Source organism: Aequorivita sp. H23M31 (genome assembly GCF_004022485.1).
GTDB lineage: Bacteria > Bacteroidota > Bacteroidia > Flavobacteriales > Flavobacteriaceae > Aequorivita > Aequorivita ciconiae.
Map to the genome: position 1 here is coordinate 1,685,070 of NZ_CP034951.1, position 16,562 is coordinate 1,701,631.

Consider the following 16,562-nt stretch of genomic DNA (forward strand, 5'->3'; position numbering starts at 1 on the left):
AAAGTACAAAATTGCCGTCAATTATTTTAACATTTTTGATGTATGTTAGGTTAAAAATTACTTAAAGATCTTCCTAGTATTTCCAGGGCATCCAAATTAAAAAACCCTGCGTTTGCAAGGTTTTTAATCAAAAATTAAATTTTGAAAGCACTACGTTGGGGGTAAAATGCCACATCCCCCAATTGTTCCTCTATACGCAACAATTGGTTATACTTAGCCATTCTATCACTACGGGAGGCTGAGCCAGTTTTAATTTGTCCGCAATTTAGCGCCACCGCAAGATCAGCAATGGTATTGTCTTCAGTTTCGCCACTTCTATGGGACATTACGGAGGTATAGCCCGCATGGTGAGCCATATTTACTGCGGCAATGGTTTCAGTTAAAGTACCGATTTGGTTTACTTTGATTAAAATTGAATTGGCTATTTTTTCAGAAATACCACGGGAGAGCCTTTCCACATTGGTTACAAATAGGTCGTCTCCAACCAATTGAACTTTATCGCCAATTTTCTCGGTTAAATATTTCCAACCTTCCCAATCGTTCTCATCCATTCCATCCTCGATAGAAATTATTGGATATTTTTCACAGAGTTCCGCCAAATAATCGGCTTGTTCTTGAGAGGAACGCACTTTTCCTTTTTCACCTTCAAATTTGGAGTAATCGTATTTCTTTTTAACATAAAATTCAGCAGCAGCGCAATCCAATGCTATCATTACATCATCTCCCAATTTATAGCCTGCGTTTTTAGTTGCCTTTGCAATCGTATCCAAAGCATCCTCCGTTCCGTCCAAGGTAGGAGCAAATCCCCCTTCATCTCCAACCGCAGTGCTCAAACCACGATCGTGCAATACCTTTTTAAGACTATGGAAAATCTCCGAGCCCATTTGCATAGCATGGGTGAAATTTTTAGCTTTTATTGGCATCACCATAAATTCCTGAAAAGCAATTGGCGCATCACTATGGGAACCTCCATTGATGATGTTCATCATTGGCACAGGAAGGGTTTTGGCACTTACTCCACCCACATAACGGTAAAGCGGCATCCCCAATTCATTTGCGGCCGCTTTTGCACAAGCAAGGGAAACTCCGAGAATGGCATTGGCTCCTAGTTTTGATTTGTTTTTCGTACCATCCAGATCGATCATGGTTTTATCGATAAGTTCCTGATCAAAAACATCCATTCCCAATAAAGTCTGTGCAATTTTCCCGTTGACGTTCTCAACAGCTTTTAAAACTCCCTTGCCCATATAGCTTTTTCCCCCATCACGAAGTTCCACCGCTTCATGCTCACCGGTAGATGCTCCCGATGGAACAGCAGCACGGCCCATAAAACCACTTTCGGTAATGACGTCCACCTCCACAGTTGGATTACCACGGGAATCAAAAATTTGGCGGGCTTTTACGTCTATTATAATGCTCATTGGAATTATTTTTTATTGTTATTATTTATTTTAAGTGTTTTTTGAAAGCTCCCTTTCAATCTTTTCAATAGTTGGTAGACTTGATTTTAGATCTTTGGGAATTGACTTACTTAATTGTCCCCAAGGTATTTGTTCAACAAGCTGTTGGACTTTTTCATTCGTTAAATTTGAAATGTTATAAAATTAAAACCATTTTTTCATCGAGAATAAATTGGTTCTTGAAAATCCTTTTTGATCCGGAAATTCATTTTTTAAATCTTTTGACAATTCGTAAGCAATAGAAGAACCCCGATTTGAACTTTCTATTTTGGAAGAAATTGATTTTCCAATTTCCCAATAAAGTGAAAGAAGTTCTCTATTTACAGATAAAGCTGCTTTTATTTGAGCCGACTGAACTTTACTTTTCAGATCGGCAATCCAATTTGTATATTCAGGAGTTTTAAATGTATCTAAATCCATCGGGAAAATTAAAAAAACCTGACAGGTTTTGGAAACAAGTCAGGTTTGGAATTTCAAGAATCTAAACTGTTTGCAATTTATATTTTTCCATACTATCGATAAACTGATCAAAAAGATATGTTGCATCGTGAGGACCTGGACTGGCTTCAGGATGATATTGTACAGAAAATGCTGGCTTGTTTTTCATACGGATTCCAGCAGCTGTATGATCGTTTAAATGTACGTGGGTAATCTCCAATTCCGCATTTGCTTCTGCTTCTTCTCTGTTTATTGCAAAACCATGATTTTGTGAGGTTATCTCTCCCTTTCCGGTTATTAGGTTCATTACGGGATGGTTTATCCCGCGATGGCCATTGTGCATCTTATAGGTGGAAACTCCATTTGCCAACGCCAACATTTGATGGCCCAGACATATTCCGAACATTGGCAATTCCTTATCCAAAATAGTTTTTACCAACTCAATAGCACCTGTTAGAGGCTGTGGATCTCCAGGACCATTTGAAATAAAATAGCCATCAGGAGTAAAAGCTTCCATATCGGAAAAGGTAGCATCGTAAGGGAATACCTTTATATAACAATCACGTTCTGCAAATCGGCGCAAAATATTCTTTTTAATTCCAAGATCAAGGGCGGAGATTCTATATTTGGCATTTTCGTTTCCAACAAAGTAAGGTTCTTTAGTAGAAACCTTAGAAGCCAGCTCAAGCCCGTCCATATTTGGAATTTCAGACAATTGCTTTTTAAGTTCCTCTATATTATCCACCTCGGTGGTAATAACTGCGTTCATCGCTCCATTGTCGCGGATATAATTTACCAATGCCCGTGTATCTACATCGCTAATGGCTAGAAGATTATTCTTATTTAAGAATTCTTCCAACGAACCATCGGCAGCGGGACGGGAATAATGGTAACTAAAATTTCGAACGACCAAACCGGCAATCTTTATTCCTTCAGATTCAATCTCTTCATCGCTTACTCCATAATTTCCAATATGAACGGAAGTGGCGACCATAATTTGACCGTGATAAGATGGATCTGTAAAAATCTCCTCATATCCTGTCATTCCAGTATTAAAACAGACTTCTCCAAAGGCTGAACCTTCCTTATTTCCAACAGCTTTTCCGTAGAAAATGGTTCCGTCGGCAAGTAAAATTAATGCTTTTTTTCGTGTTTGGTAATTCATTGTTTGAAGGGTTTTAGGTTTCTGGTCTCAACCCTTTGACAAGCTCAGGGTAACAATCTAGGTTTCTCAAAAAATCTTTGCAAAAGTAGTATAAAAAAAAGGGATAAACGAAACCGCTTATCCCTTTGTTACTTATTGAAATGGAATTCAATTAATCGTGCAATAAAAATGATTGGTAGGATTTACAACTTGCCAAATTGGGCTCCAAAAGACAAGTAACGGTTTCACCACAACCCCACAATCTCTTTCCGTCAATTATAAAAATGTTTGGCAAGCAGTTTTGAGCGCCAAAACAAGTTATGTAGATCTGTTTAAAATTATCTTCCTCACTCGAATTACTCAAATACAAATAATTATCCTGTAACGTCAACCCTCTTGCAACTCTTAAGGGTTAAACTGGATGTTTTACTACATCCATAAGAACAATAAGTAGAGCCCCATTCCCATACTCCGTCTCCAATATAGAATTTTCTAGGCGTGCAACCAACAGAACACGTACTAGAGCAGATAATTGTCTCCTTGGATAAAGATAAAATTCCGGAATCAAGATTTTGAGTTATGGTTACAAAAGTAAAATTCCGAAAATCAATTTTTTAAATAAAATAAAAAAACCAGGTAATTCAATTTTGATTGCCATATCTCAATCCATTTGTTTAAAATTAAAAAGGCCATCCAAAACAGGACAGCCTTTTTAAAAACATGTAAGGAAGAAAATCTATTCCTCCTCTTTCTTAGCATCTTTTTTAGTCTTGGCCGGAGCAGCTTTTTTCTGGTCCTTATCAGCTTTAGATGCAGTAGCAGTATCTGTGGTTGCAGCACCACCTCGACGACTTCTACGTGTGGTTTTCTTCTTGGTAGCTTTACCGGCATTGTAGATTTCGTTGAAATCAACAAGCTCGATCATTGCCATATCTGCATTATCACCTAAACGATTTCCCAACTTAATGATTCGGGTATATCCCCCTGGACGATCTCCAACTTTTGGCGCAACAGTTCTAAAGAGTTCGGCAACAGCATCTTTTTGACGCAACTTTGCGAAAACCAAACGACGATTGTGAGTGGTATCTTCTTTAGACTTGGTAACCAATGGCTCAACAAATTGTTTTAAGGCCTTTGCTTTTGCAACAGTAGTGTTGATTCTTTTGTGCTCAATCAATGAGTTTGCCATGTTGGCCAACATTGAGTGTCTGTGGGCGGTTTTTCTACCTAGGTGATTGTGTTTTTTTCCGTGTCTCATGACATTTTTGATTTCATCATCTTGCTACAAGATCCGTTCATCGGAGAGCAAACTATGATGGATTAAATTGATTTACGATCTACGATTTTAGATTTACGATTTTAGCAATCTAAAATCGTAAATCCGAAATCTAAAGTCCTCTAGTCTTTATCTAATTTGTATTTTGTAAGATCCATTCCGAAGTTAAGTCCTTTAATACTTACAAGCTCTTCAAGCTCGGTAAGTGATTTTTTACCAAAATTTCGGAATTTCATCAAATCATTTTTGTTGTAGGATACAAGGTCACCCAAAGTATCAACCTCTGCAGCTTTCAAACAGTTTAGCGCACGAACCGAAAGGTCCATATCAACTAATTTTGTTTTAAGCAACTGGCGCATATGAAGAGATTCTTCATCATAAGTCTCAGTTTGTGCAATCTCATCTGCTTCCAAGGTAATGCGCTCATCGCTGAACAGCATAAAGTGGTGGATCAATGTTTTTGCAGCTTCGGTCAAGGCATCTTTTGGATGGATAGATCCGTCTGTCTGGATTTCGAATACCAATTTTTCATAATCGGTCTTCTGCTCTACCCTAAAGTTTTCAATACTGTACTTTACGTTTTTGATAGGCGTATAGATCGAGTCCATAAAAATGGTACCCAAAGGTGCGTTAGCTTTTTTGTTCTCTTCAGCAGGAACGTAACCACGACCTTTTTCGATAGTAATTTCGAAATTCAAACTAACTTTAGGATCCATATTGCAAAGAACCAACTCTGGGTTCAATACTTGGAATCCTGAAATGAATTTTTGGAAATCCCCAGCTTTCAACTGCTCACTTCCAGAGACCGAAATAGTAACGGTTTCGTTGTCTATCTCGTCGATTTGTCTTTTGAAACGAACTTGCTTTAGGTTCAAAATAATTTCGGTAACGTCCTCAACAACTCCCGCAATCGTTGAAAATTCGTGATCCACACCCTCGATACGAACTGAGGTAATGGCGAATCCTTCCAATGATGAAAGAAGTACGCGTCTTAATGCGTTACCAATAGTAAGTCCATAACCGGGTTCCAAAGGACGGAATTCAAACTTTCCTTCGAAATCGGTAGAATTTACCATTATAACTTTATCAGGCTTCTGAAAACTAAATATTGCCATAATTGACTTTGTGTGTTTTTGTTATTTAGAATATAATTCAACGATCAACTGCTCGTTGATGTTTTCTGGTATTTGGATGCGCTCTGGAGCTGAAACAAATGTTCCTTCCTTCTTATCGCCATTCCAAGTAATCCATTCGTAAACGTGATTGGCATTTGCCAAAGAAGAATTGATAGCTTCAAGAGATTTTGATTTTTCTCTAACAGCAACAACATCGCCAGCTTTCAATTGGTAAGAAGGGATATTCACGCTATTTCCGTTTACCGTAATATGACGGTGAGAAACTAGTTGTCTAGCACCTGAACGGCTTGGAGAAATCCCCATTCTGTAAACTACGTTATCCAAACGTGATTCACATAGTTGAAGCAAAACTTCCCCTGTAATTCCGGGGGCAGCGTTCGCTTTTTTAAACATATTTCTGAACTGACGCTCCAAGATACCATAGGTATATTTGGTTTTTTGCTTTTCAGTAAGCTGAATAGCATATTCAGATTTTTTTCCACGACGACGGGTGTTCCCGTGTTGTCCTGGAGGGTAATTTCTCTTTTCGAAAGATTTGTCGTCTCCGAAGATTGCTTCCCCGAATTTACGGGCGATTTTTGTTTTTGGACCAGTATATCTTGCCATTTCTAATTGTTGGGTTTTGAAGAAAAACTAAATTAAGGTCTTATGCTATCCTCTAGTTTCTATATATCTTCAGTTGATACTTATTGATTTCTGAAATACGATTTACGATTTACGATTGAAGAAAATCTACAACCGTAAATCGTAAATCGAAAATTATTAAACTCTACGACGCTTTGGAGGGCGACATCCGTTGTGCGGCATTGGGGTAACGTCAACGATCTCGGTAACTTCAATTCCAGCATTGTGGATAGAACGAATGGCAGATTCTCTACCGTTTCCTGGACCCTTAACATATACCTTTACTTTGCGCAAACCAGCGTCGTGCGCAACTTTTGCACATTCCTCTGAGGCCAATTGGGCCGCATAAGGAGTGTTTTTCTTAGATCCACGGAAACCCATCTTACCGGCCGAGGACCAAGAGATAACATCTCCGTTCTTATTTGTCAACGATACGATAATGTTGTTAAAGGAAGCTGTAATATGTGCTTCACCCACTGATTCAACATTAACCTTTCGTTTCTTAACTGCTTTTGTAGTTTTTTGACTTGTCTTTGCCATAACCTTAGGTATTATTTAGTCACTTTTTTCTTGTTAGCGACTGTTTTACGTCTTCCTTTTCTTGTACGAGAGTTATTCTTAGTTCGTTGTCCTCTCAATGGAAGACCTGATCTGTGACGAATTCCTCTATAACATCCAATATCCATTAAGCGTTTAATGCTCAATTGAACTTCACTACGTAATTCACCTTCGATTTTGAAAGACCCTACAGCATCACGAATAGCTCCGATTTCATCATCGTTCCACTCGCTTACTTTTTTGTCTTCGTCAACCCCGGCTTTTTTCAGAATATCTTGTGCACGGCTTTTACCGATTCCAAAGATATACGTTAACGCGATTACACCCCTTTTGTGTTTTGGGATATCTACACCTGCGATTCTTGCCATAACTTATCCTTGTCTTTGTTTGAACTTTGGGTTCTTTTTGTTAATTACATATAATCTACCTTTTCTGCGAACAATCTTGCAGTCGGCACTTCTCTTTTTTACGGATGCTCTTACTTTCATCTCTCTTTGTATTTGTTTTTTAAGGGTGAGATGAAACTCTTCATCTCAATTGCATTCTTTTCTTAATAAACCGTGAGGTCCTCCCGATATTCTGCGGGATTAGTATCTATAGGTAATTCTTGCTTTGGTCAAATCGTAAGGACTCATTTCGAGCTTTACTTTATCTCCAGGCAACAATTTAATATAGTGCATACGCATTTTGCCAGAAATGTGCGCAGTCACTACGTGACCGTTTTCCAACTCCACACGGAACATTGCATTTGAAAGTGCTTCCACTATGCTCCCATCTTGCTCTATTGCGTTTTGTTTAGCCATTTAATTTATTGTGTATTATTTATTCTTATTGTCTATTATAGTTTATACTACTGTATATTCTCTACTAGATCAAGCTACAGCTTTTCTATTCTTTCCACTCTTCATCAAGCCATCGTAATGACGGTTCAATAAATAGGAGTTTACCTGTTGCATAGTGTCTATAGCAACCCCAACCATAATAAGTAGCGAGGTCCCTCCATAAAATAATGCCCAACCTTGCTGTACGTCCATCAATTTGACGACGAAGGCAGGAAATATTGCAATCAACGCCAAGAATATGGAACCAGGAAGGGTTATCTGCGACATTATTTTATCTAAATATTCTCCGGTTTGTCCTCCTGGTTTAATCCCAGGAATAAATCCTCCACTTCGTTTAAGGTCGTCTGCCATTTTATTGGTAGGAACCGTAATCGCCGTATAGAAATAGGTGAATATGATAATCAAAACCGCAAATACCAAATTATACCAAAACCCGAAAATATCACTAAAAGTAGCCTGTACTCTTTGAGCCATATCGCTTTCAGAAAGACTTGCTACTGCAGAAGGCACGAACATAATTGCCTGGGCAAAAATGATTGGCATTACTCCAGAAGCATTTAATTTTAGAGGAATAAATTGGCGTGCGCCAAAGATATTCTTTTCATAGCTTCCACTTGCAGTTCTTCTGGCATATTGTACAGGAATTTTACGTACTGCCATTACCAACATTACGGATAACAGGATAATTACGAACCAGATTACCAATTCAATAAGTATCATAATCGCCCCGCCATTGGATTCTACAACTCTGGAAATAAATTCCTGAGCAAAAGATTGTGGCAGTCTAGCGATGATACCTACCATAATAAGGATGGATATCCCGTTTCCGATACCTTTGTCGGTAATTTTCTCACCCAACCACATTGCAAATATCGTTCCTGTAACCAAAATGATTACTGAAGAAACGTAGAACATTACGCTTTGTCCCATTACAAAAGCTTCTGCTGGAACGCCCATTGCTGGAAGACCTGCTAGATAACTGGGAGCCTGAACCAAACAGATACCTATTGTTAGCCAACGGGTGATCTGGTTGATTTTCTTACGACCACTTTCCCCTTCCTTCTGAAGTTTCTGAAGATAGGGTACGGCAATCTGCATTAACTGCACCACAATGGAGGCAGAGATATAGGGCATAATACCCAAAGCAAAAACAGAAGCATTGGCAAAAGCCCCTCCTGTAAATGCATTAAGCAATCCTGTAAGACCACCGGAATCAAATTTACCGGCAAATGAAGCCAACATATCGGCATCAATACCTGGCAAAACTACCTGCGCCCCAAAACGGTACACAAGAAGCAATCCAAGCGTAAGCATGATGCGATTGCGGAGCTCTTCAATTTTCCAAACATTCTTTAAGGTTTCGATAAATTTCATCCTATTCCCTATTACAATGTTATTACTTCTCCACCGGCTGCTTCTATAGCTTCTTTAGCCGAGGCAGTAAATTTGTGGGCTGACACCTTTAATTTAGCTTTAATTTCTCCTCTTCCCAATATCTTCACCATTTCGCTTTTTCGAGCTAGACCCAAACCTACCAAGGTTTCAAAATCTACGGTATCATTCAATACTTTATCATCAACCAATTGTTGCAAGGTATCAATGTTGATTCCCTTATACTCAACTCGGTTAATATTGGTAAAACCAAATTTAGGCACACGACGTTGTAGGGGCATTTGTCCACCTTCAAATCCAACTTTCTTGGAATATCCTGAACGTGATTTTGCTCCTTTATGTCCGCGGGCGGCAGTACCACCTTTACCGGAACCTTGTCCGCGACCTACTCGCTTGCCTTTGTTTTTCGCCGATCCTGCGGCGGGTTGTAAGTTACTTAAATCCATCTTTCGTGTGTTCCTTATACGGTTTCAACAGAAACCAAGTGATTAACTTTATTGATCATCCCAAGAATGCTTGGAGTATCCTCATGTTCAACCGTTTGGTTCATCTTGCGAAGACCCAATGATTCCATGATTCTTTTCTGGGTTTTAGGGCGCTTAATAACGCTTTTAACCATTGTTACTTTAATTTTTGCCATCTCGCTATGTTTTTATCCGTTGAAGACCTTATCCAGTGAAATTCCTCTTTGGTCGGCGATTGTCTGTGCACTTCGCATTTGCAATAGCGCATCAAAAGTAGCCTTTACCACGTTATGTGGATTTGAAGACCCTTGTGATTTTGACAAAACATCGTGAACTCCTAGGGATTCCAATACCGCACGCACAGCACCACCAGCAATAACTCCTGTACCAGGGGCAGCAGGAATAAGGTTTACACGGGCACCCGCATATTTCCCTTTTTGTTCGTGTGGAAGTGTTACTTTGTTAAGTGGAATACGAACCAAGTTTTTCTTGGCATCCTCGATTGCCTTAGCAATGGCGCTTGCCACATCCTTGGATTTCCCAAGACCCTGGCCTACCACTCCTTTTTCGTCACCCACAACTACAATAGCTGAAAACCCGAAAGCTCTACCACCTTTGGTAACTTTGGTTACACGTTGTACACCTACCAATCGGTCCTTTAATTCAAGTCCAACAGGCTTTACTAATTCTACGTTTTTATAATCTTGATACATAATGCTACTTAGAATTTAAGGCCACCTTCGCGTGCACCTTCAGCTAATGATTTTACTCTTCCGTGATATAGGTAACCTCCTCTGTCAAAAGCGATGGTATCAACCCCAGCTTTTACAGCCTTCTCGGCGATTAATTTTCCTACCATTTTTGCCACTTCAGATTTGTTTCCATTTGAAGCGTCAATATCCTTATCTCTTGAAGATGCAGCGGTAATAGTCTTTCCGTTTACATCATCGATAATCTGAGCATATATTTCCTTATTGCTTCTGAAAACAGCCAAACGTGGACGACTTTCAGTCCCCTCAACAGTTTTTCTAATTCTCCTTCGCAGGCGAGCTCTTCTTTCGTATTTTGATAATGCCATGTCGATTTTAGATTTTAGATTTCGGATTAAATACTTATCGGACTCCCGATAAATTCCAATGACCGAAAAATATTTTTATGCAGATTTTCCTGCTTTTCTTCTTAATTGTTCTCCAACGAATTTGATACCCTTTCCTTTGTAAGGCTCTGGCTTACGGAAGTTACGGATCTTAGCCGCTACTTGTCCAACCAATTGCTTATCGTGAGAGGTCAATTTTACTATTGGGTTTTTACCTTTATCTGAAACGGTCTCAACTTTTACTTCCGGAGCGATGTCCAAAACAATGTTGTGAGAGAAACCTAAAGCCAAATCCAATTTTTGTCCTTGGTTACTGGCACGGAACCCCACACCAACCAATTCCAAATTCTTTGTCCAACCTTCGCTAACCCCGTGTACCATATTATTGATAAGGGATCTGTAAAGACCGTGTCTTGCAACGTGATCTTTCGATTCGGAAGGACGTTCCACAATTACGTGGTTATCTTCTACTTTCACGGTTATATCAGAAAACTCCTGAGACAACTCGCCTAATTTTCCTTTTACGGTAATTACGTTGTCTTTTACATCAACTGTAACTCCTTGTGGGATCGATACCGGGCTTTTACCTATTCTTGACATTTCTTTGTCTATTTTTTAGTAAACGTAACATAAAACTTCGCCTCCAACATTCTCGGCTTTTGCCTGCTTGCCTGTCATCACTCCCGAAGAAGTTGATACTATGGCAATACCAAGGCCGTTAAGCACGCGAGGAAGATCGTGGGAACCAGCATATTTACGTAAACCTGGTTTACTTATTCTTTGAATTTTCTTGATCACGGACTCTTTTGTAATCTTGTCATACTTCAAAGCTATTTTGATGATACCTTGTGGGGTACTTTCGTCATCAAATTTATAGCTCAGAATATAGCCCTGATCAAAAAGGATTTTTGTAATCTCCTTTTTTAGATTTGATGCTGGAATCTCTACAACGCGATGCCCAGCTTTGGCAGCATTTCTAACCCGTGTTAGATAATCTGAAATTGGATCTGTATTCATTTATGGATATTTGCGGAAGTGGTTTTTGCCCCATCATTGGACCAAACCTGCCACCAGTTTATACTATTGTTCTTGTTGACCAAATAAAGGTTTCTACCAAGATGCTTTTCTAACACCTGGGATAAGACCTTGGTTCGCCATTTCGCGGAAGGTAACTCGAGAAATACCAAAGGTTCTCATGTAACCTCTTGGTCTTCCGGTAAGCTTGCAACGATTGTGCAAACGTACTGGAGAAGCGTTTTTTGGTAGCTTTTGCAATCCTTCCCAATCGCCAGCCTCTTTCAAAGCTTTACGTTTGGCAGCATACTTGGCAACCATTCTTTCTCTCTTCACCTCGCGGGCTTTCATTGATTCTTTAGCCATCTCTTAGTTCTTTTTAAAGGGTAATCCCAATTCCTGTAATAATGATTTCGCTTCTTTATCGGTAGCTGCGGAAGTGATGAACGTAATGTTCATCCCTTCAATTTTCTTCACTTTATCGATATCGATTTCTGGGAAGATAATCTGCTCGGTAATTCCCAAAGAGTAATTTCCTCTTCCGTCAAAACCAGTTGCTTTAATTCCGTTAAAGTCACGTACCCTAGGCAGAGCTGAAGTAATCAATCTATCCAAAAATTCGTACATACGTTCACCTCTTAATGTAACTTTCACACCGATAGGCATTCCCTTACGAAGTTTGAAGTTTGCAACGTCTTTTTTAGAATTTGTCGATACCGCTTTTTGCCCGGTTATCTTAGTAAACTCATCAACCGAATAGTCAATAAGTTTTTTGTCAGCCACAGCTGCACCCACTCCGCGGGAAACAACGATGCGCTCTAATTTTGGTACTTGCATGACGTTTTTGTAACCAAATTCGTCGGTAAGTGCATTGATCACTCTGCCTTTGTACTCTTCTTTAAGTCTTGGTGTATATCCCATAACTATATTGCTTGATTCGATTGTTTTGAAAACCGTACTTTCTTACCATTCTCCATTTTGTATCCTGCACGGGTTGCTTTTCCAGATTTTGGATCAACCAATGAAAGATTGGAAATGTGGATAGGAGCCTCTTTTTTAGTAATACCACCTTGTGGATTACTTGCGCTTGGCTTCTCGTGTTTTGAAACCACGTTTACTCCCTCTACGATTGCTTTGTTTTTGTCAAGGAATATTTTCAATACCTTTCCTTCAGACCCTTTGTGGTCGCCGGCGGTAACTACTACTGTATCCCCAGATTTTATTTTAAGCTTTGTCATCTTAGTTTTCATATTAAAGCACCTCAGGTGCCAATGATACTATTTTCATAAATTGCTTGTCGCGAAGCTCTCTTGCTACCGGTCCAAAAACACGGGTTCCTCTCATTTCGCCCTGTGGGTTTAAAAGCACACAAGCGTTATCATCGAAACGGATGTAAGAACCGTCAGGTCTTCTTACTTCCTTTACGGTACGTACTACCACTGCGGTAGAAACGGCTCCTTTCTTAATGTTTCCATTAGGTGTAGATTCTTTAACTGAAACCACAATCTTATCACCAATTGAAGCATACCTTCTTTTTGTTCCGCCCAACACGCGTATGCAAAGAACTTCCTTTGCTCCTGTATTATCGGCGACTTTGAGTCTTGATTCTTGTTGTAACATAATTACTTCGCTCTTTCAATTATTTCTACTAATCTCCAACATTTGGTTTTGCTCAAGGGCCGTGTTTCCATGATCCTTACTTTATCACCTTCGTTGCAGTTGTTTGTCTCGTCGTGGGCCACATACTTTTTAGTTTTGGTCACGAATTTTCCGTACATAGGGTGCTTGATCTTTTTAACCTCTGACACAACAATGGATTTGTCCATTTTGTTACTGGTTACTACCCCAATACGCTCTTTTCTTAGATTTCTTTTAGTTTCTTCCATCTTTCAGCTGTACAATTATTGCACTTCTCTATTAGTTAATTCGGTAGCTATTCTTGCTATCGCCCTTTTTTGGGTTCTAAGTTGGATTGGATTTTCCAAAGGCGAAATGGTGTGAGCCATTTTCAGGTCAATGAATGCTTTTTTGGAGTCAGCCAATGCTTCCTGAAGTTCAGCCGTCGATGCGTTTTTTATCTCTGATTGTTTCATAGTTCAAAAATTAAGCTTGGAAATCCCGAGACATTACAAATTTAGTTTTTACAGGAAGTTTTTGTGCTGCAAGGCGCAATGCTTCCTTTGCTGTTTCAATAGATACACCTGAAACTTCGAAAAGCATTCTTCCAGGTTTTACGATAGCAGCGTAGTATTCAACAGCACCTTTACCTTTACCCATACGTACTTCAAGAGGTTTTTTGGTAATTGGCTTATCTGGGAATATCATAATCCAGATAGAACCTTCTCTTTTCATATAACGTGTAGCGGCAATACGTGCAGCTTCAATTTGTCTTGCTGTAAGAAATTCTGATTCCAACGATTTAATACCGAAGGTTCCATAAGCAAGCTGAGTGCCTCGACCGGCATCGCCTTTCATACGGCCTTTTTGCTGCTTACGGTACTTTGTTCTTTTAGGTTGTAACATTTTCTTCTATTTAAAAAATTACTTTCTACGGCGTGCTTTATTGCCACCGCGTCCTGCTGGAGCTCCTGCTTTACCACCACTCTTTTTGCCAGTCGATAGACCTACAAGTGGAGAAAGCTCTCTCTTTCCATATACTTCGCCTTTCATAATCCATACTTTAACACCCAATCTTCCGTAAGAAGTGTGTGCCTCAACTAAAGCGTAGTCAATATCGGCTCTGAAAGTTGACAAAGGGATACGTCCTTCCTTAAAGGATTCTGAACGTGCCATCTCTGCACCGTTCAAACGTCCTGAGATCATAACCTTGATACCCTCGGCATTCATCCGCATTGTTGCCGCGATTCCCATTTTAATGGCACGACGGTAAGAAATACGGCTTTCAATTTGGCGTGCAATACTTGCAGCTACCAAATAGGCGTCAAGTTCAGGTCTTTTGATCTCGTGAATGTTGATCTGTACCTCTTTATCTGTAATTTTCTTAAGCTCCTCTTTTAGCTTGTCTACTTCCTGACCACCTTTACCGATAATGATACCGGGACGGGCAGTGGTTATAGTAACGGTTACAAGCTTAAGCGTACGCTCAATAATTACTCTACTCACACTAGCTTTACTTAAACGAGCGTGGATATACTTCCTGATCTTGTCGTCCTCGGCCAATTTATCGCCGTAGTCGTTGCCTCCGTACCAGTTGGATTCCCAACCTCTAATGATACCTAAGCGATTCCCGATTGGATTTGTCTTCTGTCCCATTTAATTATTTGCTTTGTGTGTTATCGTTTGCTGCCAAAACCAAGGTAACGTGGTTGGAGCGTTTTCTAATTCTGTGTGCACGGCCTTGTGGAGCTGGACGAAGTCTTTTCAACATTGTACCACCATCCACACGGATTTCCTTAACAAAAAGATCTGCATCTTCTACTGAAGCGTCTTCGTTCTTTTGTTGCCAGTTATTGATGGCAGACAAAAGTAATTTCTCCAATTTACGTGAAGATTCTTTAGAACTAAACTTCAAAATATTAAGTGCTTTGTCTATTTTCTCACCTCTAACCAAGTCTGCCATTAAACGCATTTTTCTTGGCGAAGTAGGGCAATTGTTCAATTTGGCCATGTAAATAGTCTTCTTGGCTTCCTTGATTGCTTCTGCTCTTTCTCTTTTACGAACTCCCATGGCCTCTTATTTTTTACCTTTGTTTTTAGCACCTGCGTGACCTCGGAAAGATCTTGTAGGTGAAAATTCTCCTAGTTTATGTCCCACCATATTCTCTGTGACGTACACAGGTACAAACTGGCGCCCGTTGTGCACTGCGATAGTCTGCCCAACGAAATCTGGAGTAATCATTGAAGCTCGTGACCAGGTTTTGATTACGGTCTTCTTATTGTCCTGAACGTTTTGTTCAACTTTTCTGTCAAGTTTATAATGAACGTACGGTCCTTTTTTTAACGATCTTGCCATAACTTATTTCTTTCTACGTTCTAAGATGTATTTATTACTTGCTTTCGTTCTAGTACGGGTTCTGTAACCTTTTGCAGGGATACCTTTTCTTGAACGTGGGTGACCTCCAGAGGCACGACCTTCCCCACCACCCATTGGGTGATCTACTGGGTTCATCGCTACTGGTCTCGTTCTTGGTCTTCTGCCCAACCATCTGCTTCTACCAGCCTTACCGGAAACAAGCAATTGATGGTCGTGGTTTGATACAGCTCCAATTGTAGCCATACAGTTAACCAAGATCAATCTTGTTTCGCCAGAAGGCAATTTAATAGTAGCATATTTACCATCGCGAGCCATTAGCTGTGCAAAAGCACCAGCGCTACGAGCCATAACAGCTCCTTGACCTGGACGAAGTTCGATGCAGGAAATAATAGTACCTAAAGGGATTCCTGAAAGTGGCATGGCATTTCCGATTTCTGGGGCAACTGCCTCTCCGGAAACGATATTTGTTCCAACTTGTAGTCCGCTCTGCGCAATTACATATCGCTTTTCACCATCTTGATAGTTTAAAAGTGCGATAAACGCTGTACGGTTTGGATCGTATTCAATAGTTGCAACTTCTGCAGGAATTCCTGCTTTGTCACGTTTAAAATCGATAACTCGATATCTTCTTTTGTGCCCACCGCCTAAATTGCGCATGGTCATTTTTCCTCGACTGTTTCTACCACCAGATTTTTTCATCGGAGCAATCAGTGATTTCTCCGGCTTATCGGTTGTAATGGCGTCAAAACCATTAACAACCCTAAAACGCTGACCTGGGGTGATTGGCTTTAATTTTCTTACTGACATTTGTGTCTAATTAAATTTAAGTTTCCTTAAATGTTACTGTAAAAATCTATTGTATCACCTTCCGCCACCTGTACGATCGCTTTTTTCCAAGCATTCGTTTTACCAGTTTGGACACCTGTTTTTGTATAACGGGTCTTCCTATTCGGGCGGACATTCATTGTGCGAACTTTATCAACAGAAACTCCGTAAGTGGCCTCGACCGCTTTCTTGATTTCTATCTTATTCGCCTTCGGGTGCACTTCAAATGTGAAGACATTAGAATCTTCAGCACTTTTGGTGGCTTTTTCCGTAATTATAGGTTTAATTAAGATGTTCAT

At 39.8% G+C, this 16,562-nt stretch carries 29 protein-coding genes; all 29 read right to left on the reverse strand.

What is annotated here, in order from left to right; translation table 11 throughout:
• Positions 1–134 precede the first annotated feature (134 nt).
• The 29 genes from eno to rplW all read right to left on the reverse strand — a co-directional run bounded on the left by eno (position 135) and on the right by rplW (position 16,562).
• A complete protein-coding gene (gene eno, locus EI546_RS07325) occupies positions 135–1,421 on the reverse strand; it encodes a phosphopyruvate hydratase (protein WP_128249931.1) in 1,287 nt (428 codons plus the stop codon).
• Positions 1,422–1,604: 183 nt separating this feature from the next.
• Positions 1,605–1,880: a DUF1016 N-terminal domain-containing protein gene (locus tag EI546_RS07330; protein ID WP_128249932.1), complete on the reverse strand. Its 276-nt coding sequence runs from the start codon at positions 1,878–1,880 to the stop codon at positions 1,605–1,607.
• A gap of 61 nt (positions 1,881–1,941) precedes the next feature.
• Positions 1,942–3,063, reverse strand: coding sequence for a glutamine-hydrolyzing carbamoyl-phosphate synthase small subunit (gene carA / locus EI546_RS07335; protein ID WP_128249933.1), 1,122 nt, complete (start codon positions 3,061–3,063; stop codon positions 1,942–1,944).
• A 715-nt stretch (positions 3,064–3,778) separates the two neighbouring features.
• A complete protein-coding gene (gene rplQ / locus EI546_RS07340; RefSeq protein ID WP_128249934.1) occupies positions 3,779–4,300 on the reverse strand; it encodes a 50S ribosomal protein L17 in 522 nt (173 codons plus the stop codon).
• A gap of 140 nt (positions 4,301–4,440) precedes the next feature.
• Positions 4,441–5,433, reverse strand: a complete 993-nt coding sequence (locus tag EI546_RS07345) for a DNA-directed RNA polymerase subunit alpha (protein ID WP_128249935.1) — start codon at positions 5,431–5,433, stop codon at positions 4,441–4,443.
• Between the two features lie 21 nt (positions 5,434–5,454).
• Complete coding sequence (rpsD, locus tag EI546_RS07350; protein WP_128249936.1) at positions 5,455–6,060, reverse strand: 30S ribosomal protein S4; 606 nt, start codon at positions 6,058–6,060, stop codon at positions 5,455–5,457.
• Between the two features lie 156 nt (positions 6,061–6,216).
• A complete protein-coding gene (gene rpsK, locus EI546_RS07355; RefSeq protein ID WP_128249937.1) occupies positions 6,217–6,618 on the reverse strand; it encodes a 30S ribosomal protein S11 in 402 nt (133 codons plus the stop codon).
• 11 nt (positions 6,619–6,629) lie between these two features.
• Positions 6,630–7,004, reverse strand: coding sequence for a 30S ribosomal protein S13 (rpsM, locus tag EI546_RS07360; protein ID WP_128249938.1), 375 nt, complete (start codon positions 7,002–7,004; stop codon positions 6,630–6,632).
• 3 nt (positions 7,005–7,007) lie between these two features.
• Positions 7,008–7,124 carry a type B 50S ribosomal protein L36 gene (ykgO, locus tag EI546_RS07365; protein ID WP_009779203.1) on the reverse strand — a complete coding sequence of 39 codons (117 nt, stop codon included), beginning with the start codon at positions 7,122–7,124 and terminating at the stop codon, positions 7,008–7,010.
• A gap of 99 nt (positions 7,125–7,223) precedes the next feature.
• Positions 7,224–7,439 (reverse strand): translation initiation factor IF-1, encoded by a 216-nt coding sequence (gene infA, locus EI546_RS07370; RefSeq protein WP_073215417.1) that lies wholly within the window; start codon positions 7,437–7,439, stop codon positions 7,224–7,226.
• Positions 7,440–7,508: 69 nt separating this feature from the next.
• Positions 7,509–8,852: a preprotein translocase subunit SecY gene (gene secY, locus EI546_RS07375; protein WP_128249939.1), complete on the reverse strand. Its 1,344-nt coding sequence runs from the start codon at positions 8,850–8,852 to the stop codon at positions 7,509–7,511.
• Positions 8,853–8,863: 11 nt separating this feature from the next.
• The gene (rplO, locus tag EI546_RS07380) at positions 8,864–9,316 is read right to left on the reverse strand and encodes a 50S ribosomal protein L15 (protein ID WP_128249940.1); all 453 of its coding nucleotides are present in this window, start codon (positions 9,314–9,316) and stop codon (positions 8,864–8,866) included.
• Between the two features lie 14 nt (positions 9,317–9,330).
• On the reverse strand, positions 9,331–9,510 hold the full coding sequence (gene rpmD, locus EI546_RS07385) for a 50S ribosomal protein L30 (protein WP_128249941.1): 180 nt from the start codon (positions 9,508–9,510) through the stop codon (positions 9,331–9,333).
• Between the two features lie 12 nt (positions 9,511–9,522).
• A complete protein-coding gene (rpsE, locus tag EI546_RS07390) occupies positions 9,523–10,047 on the reverse strand; it encodes a 30S ribosomal protein S5 (protein ID WP_128249942.1) in 525 nt (174 codons plus the stop codon).
• An 8-nt stretch (positions 10,048–10,055) separates the two neighbouring features.
• Positions 10,056–10,412 carry a 50S ribosomal protein L18 gene (gene rplR / locus EI546_RS07395; RefSeq protein ID WP_128249943.1) on the reverse strand — a complete coding sequence of 119 codons (357 nt, stop codon included), beginning with the start codon at positions 10,410–10,412 and terminating at the stop codon, positions 10,056–10,058.
• A gap of 75 nt (positions 10,413–10,487) precedes the next feature.
• Positions 10,488–11,030, reverse strand: coding sequence for a 50S ribosomal protein L6 (rplF, locus tag EI546_RS07400; protein ID WP_128249944.1), 543 nt, complete (start codon positions 11,028–11,030; stop codon positions 10,488–10,490).
• A 15-nt stretch (positions 11,031–11,045) separates the two neighbouring features.
• Positions 11,046–11,447 (reverse strand): 30S ribosomal protein S8, encoded by a 402-nt coding sequence (gene rpsH, locus EI546_RS07405; RefSeq protein WP_128249945.1) that lies wholly within the window; start codon positions 11,445–11,447, stop codon positions 11,046–11,048.
• 93 nt (positions 11,448–11,540) lie between these two features.
• On the reverse strand, positions 11,541–11,810 hold the full coding sequence (gene rpsN, locus EI546_RS07410) for a 30S ribosomal protein S14 (protein ID WP_128249946.1): 270 nt from the start codon (positions 11,808–11,810) through the stop codon (positions 11,541–11,543).
• A gap of 3 nt (positions 11,811–11,813) precedes the next feature.
• A complete protein-coding gene (rplE, locus tag EI546_RS07415) occupies positions 11,814–12,365 on the reverse strand; it encodes a 50S ribosomal protein L5 (RefSeq protein WP_128249947.1) in 552 nt (183 codons plus the stop codon).
• A gap of 2 nt (positions 12,366–12,367) precedes the next feature.
• Positions 12,368–12,682, reverse strand: a complete 315-nt coding sequence (gene rplX / locus EI546_RS07420) for a 50S ribosomal protein L24 (RefSeq protein WP_128249948.1) — start codon at positions 12,680–12,682, stop codon at positions 12,368–12,370.
• Between the two features lie 13 nt (positions 12,683–12,695).
• Entirely contained in the window at positions 12,696–13,064 is a 369-nt protein-coding gene (gene rplN / locus EI546_RS07425) for a 50S ribosomal protein L14 (protein ID WP_128249949.1), read from the reverse strand.
• Between the two features lie 2 nt (positions 13,065–13,066).
• The gene (gene rpsQ / locus EI546_RS07430; protein WP_128249950.1) at positions 13,067–13,330 is read right to left on the reverse strand and encodes a 30S ribosomal protein S17; all 264 of its coding nucleotides are present in this window, start codon (positions 13,328–13,330) and stop codon (positions 13,067–13,069) included.
• Positions 13,331–13,345: 15 nt separating this feature from the next.
• Positions 13,346–13,537 carry a 50S ribosomal protein L29 gene (gene rpmC, locus EI546_RS07435; RefSeq protein WP_128249951.1) on the reverse strand — a complete coding sequence of 64 codons (192 nt, stop codon included), beginning with the start codon at positions 13,535–13,537 and terminating at the stop codon, positions 13,346–13,348.
• 10 nt (positions 13,538–13,547) lie between these two features.
• The gene (rplP, locus tag EI546_RS07440) at positions 13,548–13,967 is read right to left on the reverse strand and encodes a 50S ribosomal protein L16 (protein WP_128249952.1); all 420 of its coding nucleotides are present in this window, start codon (positions 13,965–13,967) and stop codon (positions 13,548–13,550) included.
• An 18-nt stretch (positions 13,968–13,985) separates the two neighbouring features.
• Complete coding sequence (rpsC, locus tag EI546_RS07445; RefSeq protein WP_128249953.1) at positions 13,986–14,717, reverse strand: 30S ribosomal protein S3; 732 nt, start codon at positions 14,715–14,717, stop codon at positions 13,986–13,988.
• A 4-nt stretch (positions 14,718–14,721) separates the two neighbouring features.
• Positions 14,722–15,132, reverse strand: coding sequence for a 50S ribosomal protein L22 (rplV, locus tag EI546_RS07450; protein ID WP_128249954.1), 411 nt, complete (start codon positions 15,130–15,132; stop codon positions 14,722–14,724).
• A 6-nt stretch (positions 15,133–15,138) separates the two neighbouring features.
• On the reverse strand, positions 15,139–15,417 hold the full coding sequence (rpsS, locus tag EI546_RS07455; protein WP_128249955.1) for a 30S ribosomal protein S19: 279 nt from the start codon (positions 15,415–15,417) through the stop codon (positions 15,139–15,141).
• Positions 15,418–15,420: 3 nt separating this feature from the next.
• Entirely contained in the window at positions 15,421–16,245 is an 825-nt protein-coding gene (gene rplB / locus EI546_RS07460; protein WP_128249956.1) for a 50S ribosomal protein L2, read from the reverse strand.
• A 26-nt stretch (positions 16,246–16,271) separates the two neighbouring features.
• Positions 16,272–16,562, reverse strand: a complete 291-nt coding sequence (gene rplW / locus EI546_RS07465; protein WP_128249957.1) for a 50S ribosomal protein L23 — start codon at positions 16,560–16,562, stop codon at positions 16,272–16,274.